The sequence below is a fragment of the Pseudonocardia sp. SID8383 genome (assembly GCF_009864975.1).
Taxonomy (GTDB): domain Bacteria; phylum Actinomycetota; class Actinomycetes; order Mycobacteriales; family Pseudonocardiaceae; genus Pseudonocardia; species Pseudonocardia alni.
This window is the reverse complement of the sequence record NZ_WWFY01000632.1, coordinates 1-3,838: the sequence shown is the minus strand read 5'-3', so window position 1 is coordinate 3,838 and position 3,838 is coordinate 1. Positions and strand designations below refer to the sequence as shown.

The following is a 3,838-nucleotide window of genomic DNA, read 5'->3' as shown; positions in this document are numbered from 1 at the left end:
CCGGTGCGTCGGCGGCGGGCGGGGCGGGCGGCGCCGCGGCGACGGCGGCACTCGGCTCCCCGACGACGTCGACGCGTCCGTCCGGTGCGACCACCAGGCGTGCCGGGTCGGTCACCCGGACCATGCCCTGAGCCGCGGCGCGGTCGGCGAGCGAGCCGGGGCTCTGCAGCACCGTGACCTCCTTGCGGAGCGCCTCGGACTGCTCGGTGAGCGACGCGGTCCGCTCCCGTGCCGCCTGCAGCGAGTAGGAGTCGGCCGCCGCGGCGGTCGACAGCCACAGCGTCGCGATCAGGCCCGAGACCAGCAGGACCATCACGACCAGCACGAACTTCGCGCGGCCGGTGTTCTCCCTGGCCGCGCTACGGCGGCGCTGGTCGGCCACCCGTCGGGCGTCGCCGGGGCCGCGCTGGGCCGGGATCCGCGGAGGTGCCGCGGTACGACGGCTCTGGCGGGTGTCGGGCCGCTGCCGGCCACCGCCCGGGGTGCCCGGGCGCTCGATGACGGGTGTGCTCATCGGGGGTTCCTGCCTCTCCGCCGTGCCGGTGCTGCCTGCGTGCTCGGATCCGTGCCACGGGTGCTCACGGCCCGTCCTCCACGCGTTCCGCCGCGCGCAGCCGTACCGGGGCGGCCCGCGGGTTGCGGGCGATCTCGGAGTCGGACGCCTGCTCGGAGCCCCGGCTGAGCAGCCGGAACTCCGGTCCGTGTCCGGGAAGCTCCACCGGCAGGTCCACCGGGGTCCGCGAGCGGACGCGCTCGGCGAGCACGCGCTTGGTGATCCGGTCCTCCAGCGAGTGGTAGGACAGGACGACGATCCGCCCGCCCGGGGCGAGCGCGTCCAGTGCCGCGGGCAACGCGTCGCGCAGGACCTCGAGCTCGCGGTTCACCTCGATGCGCAGTGCCTGGAAGGTCCGCTTCGCCGGGTGCCCGCCGGTGCGCCGGGACGCGGCCGGGACCACGCCGTAGAGCAGCTCGACGAGCTCGGTGCTGCGGGTGAACGGGCGCTTCTCCCGGGTCCGGACGATCGCGTTGGCGATCGGTCCGGCGAACCGCTCCTCGCCGTACTCCCGCAGGATCCGGCGCAGTTCGCCGGCGGCGTAGGAGTTCAGGACGTCGGCGGCGGTCGGCCCGGTGGTCGGGTCCATCCGCATGTCGAGGTCGGCGTCGCGGGAGTAGGAGAAGCCACGGGCGTCCTCGTCGAGCTGGAGCGAGGAGACTCCCAGGTCGAACAGGATGCCGTCGGCGGCGGGCACGCCCGCCTGCTCCAGCGCGCCGGCGACGTCGTCGTAGACGGTGTGCACCCGGTGCAGCCGGTCGGCGTAGGCGGTCAGCCTGCGGCCCGCGAGCTCGAGGGCCTGCGGGTCGCGGTCCATGCCGACGACGGTCAGCCGGGGGTGCGCGGCCAGCAGCGCCGCCGCGTGGCCGCCCATGCCGAGAGTGGCGTCCACGTAGACGGCGTCGCGGTCGCGCAGCGCGGGGTCGAGCAGCTCGGAGACGCGGTCCAGCAGGACCGGGGTGTGCCGGTCACCGGGCGCGCGCTCGTCGCGCGGGGTGGCGCCGTCGCCGGAAGTACCGTCCACGTCCCACCCCCCGGTGCGCCGTCCGTCCCCGTGTGGTGCGTGCGTGTCGTGCGGGCCGCCGGTGCGGCGGCCGTACCCGGTCCCGGCCACGGGGGCCGGGACCGGGAGGGTCGATGTCCGTGGGTGTGGCGTGCCGGCTCCCACAACCGGTCCGCTCCACGCCCGAAGACGCGCGGGCGCCACCGCGCCACCCGAACTCCCCAGTCGGGGTGGGCGCCGGCGCCGTCCCCACCCGGGGGCCGTGCCGAGACGGACCTGGCACCGGGGAAGGTGTGCCAGGGCCGACTCGATCACGGCACCCGGGTCGGGGCGGCGACGGTGGTGTCGTCCGCTGTCGGTCGTGCTGTCCTGCTCAGGTACTGCCGCCATCCGTCGTCCCGCCCGCCAGCGGAACTCAGAACAGCCCGGGCAGAACCTCCTCCTGGGCCTTGGCGAACTCGTCCTCGTGCCGCTCCTGGTACTCCTGCCAGGCCTGCGCGTCCCAGATCTCGGCGCGCGTGAACGCGCCGATCACCACGCAGTCCTTGGACAGTCCGGCGTACCGGCGCAGCTCGGACTGGATCGCGATCCGGCCCTGGCCGTCGGGGTTCTGCTCGTCGGTGCCCGAGAAGAGGTTCCGCTGGAACACCCGCGCTGACTCGTTCGTCAGCGGGGCCGCGGCGATCTTGCGCGCCATCTCGGTGAAGGCGTCACGGGTGAACACGTAGAGGCAGTGGTCCTGCCCTTTCGTGATCATGCAGCCGCCTCGCAACTCGTCGCGGAATTTTGCGGGCAGCGTGAGCCGCCCCTTGTCGTCCAGCTTCGGGGTGTAGGTGCCGAGGAACACCGACCCCACCTCCACCTGGGACCCCTGTTCGTCCCAGCGATCACCACACTACCCCACACTCACCCACCGTCAACCCGAGACGGGCGGATCTACGACCACCGGTCCGATATCTTCGCAGGTCAGAGGTGGTGGGGGACAGTGGGGGCGCGCGACGCGCCACCCGGTCGCGCGACGCCCGGAGGCCGTTTCCGGCCACTCCGGCCGCACCTGCGCCCACCGCTCCCCCACCGGCGTCGTCCCAGGTCAGGGACGGTTCTCGGGCCGATCGGGTCGTCCGGGGTGGGGACGGGTGGGGAGCCGGTGGGGGGACCGTGGTGAGCCCGGGTGGGGGGCGGTGGGGGGATCGGCGGACGCGCGGTGGAGCGGCGTGGGGAACCACCGTGGGGCGCCGTGGGGGCCTCGTGGGAGACCTCGCGCCCGGGGCCGCCGGGGCGAGTCCCGGAGCGCTCCGCGTTCGGCCGTACGGAGCAGCGGCGCGAGGCGGGTGGCGGCGCCCGGTCCCGATCGGGGCACGTTTGACAGACTGGGGTCACCCGAGCCGTCTCCTGAGGAGGCCCGTTGTCGTCGAGCGCGCCGTCCGCGCCCTCCGTGCCACCCGTCCCGTCGCCGTCCGGTGGTCCCCTCCGCCGGGCCGAGGCCGGCGGTGCGCACCCCGGTTTCGCGCCCGAGCCGATGGACGCCGCCGCCGTCGCCGACGCGGCGGGGCGGATCGCCGCCGCGATGGCCCGGATCATCGTCGGCAAGCCCGACACCATCCGGCTGGCCCTGGTCGCGATGCTCGCCGAGGGGCACCTGCTCGTCGAGGACGTGCCGGGCGTCGGCAAGACCACGCTGGCCAAGGCACTCGCCCGGGCCGTCGACGGGGCGGTGAGCCGGGTGCAGTTCACCCCGGACCTGCTGCCCGGCGACATCACCGGCTCGTCGGTCTACAACCGGCAGACCTCGGAGTTCGAGTTCCGGCCCGGCCCGGTGTTCGCCAACGTCGTGATCGCCGACGAGATCAACCGGGCCTCGCCCAAGACCCAGTCGGCGCTGCTGGAGTGCATGGCCGAGCACCAGGTCACCGTCGACGGCGGCACCTACCCGCTGGGTGACCCGTTCATGGTCGTCGCCACCCAGAACCCCGTGGAGATGGACGGCACCTACCCGCTCCCCGAGGCCCAGCAGGACCGGTTCACGGTCCGCGTCTCGGTCGGCTACCCGGACCCGGCGGCCGAGCTGGCGATGCTCGAGGAGCACGGCTCGACCGACCCGCTGGAGCGGCTGCGGCCGGTGACCGACCTGCGCACGCTGCGGTCGATGATCGCCGGGGTCCGCGGCCTGCACACCGCGGCGGAGGTGCGCCGCTACTGCGTCGAGGTCGTCGGGGCGACGCGGCGGCTGCCCGAGGTCCGCCTCGGTGCGTCGCCGCGCGCGACCCTGCACCTGCTGCGGG

4 protein-coding genes are annotated in these 3,838 nt (G+C 74.8%); 1 reads left to right on the top strand and 3 read right to left on the bottom strand.

The features are described 5' to 3' along the window. From GTW08_RS15615 to mraZ, 3 genes are all read right to left on the bottom strand, one after another. Nucleotides 1–514 (bottom strand): hypothetical protein (locus tag GTW08_RS15615; RefSeq protein ID WP_161152117.1); only part of this gene is annotated, 514 nt, incomplete at its 3' end. Between the two features lie 64 nt (nt 515–578). After that, nucleotides 579–1,577: a 16S rRNA (cytosine(1402)-N(4))-methyltransferase RsmH gene (gene rsmH, locus GTW08_RS15610; protein ID WP_073574078.1), complete on the bottom strand. Its 999-nt coding sequence runs from the start codon at nt 1,575–1,577 to the stop codon at nt 579–581. 394 nt (nt 1,578–1,971) lie between these two features. After that, nucleotides 1,972–2,403, bottom strand: coding sequence for a division/cell wall cluster transcriptional repressor MraZ (mraZ, locus tag GTW08_RS15605; RefSeq protein WP_043276508.1), 432 nt, complete (start codon nt 2,401–2,403; stop codon nt 1,972–1,974). A 672-nt stretch (nt 2,404–3,075) separates the two neighbouring features. On the opposite strand from mraZ, the gene GTW08_RS15600 reads away from it, so the two are divergent. Beyond that, nucleotides 3,076–3,838 (top strand): AAA family ATPase (locus tag GTW08_RS15600; protein ID WP_161152116.1); only part of this gene is annotated, 763 nt, incomplete at its 3' end.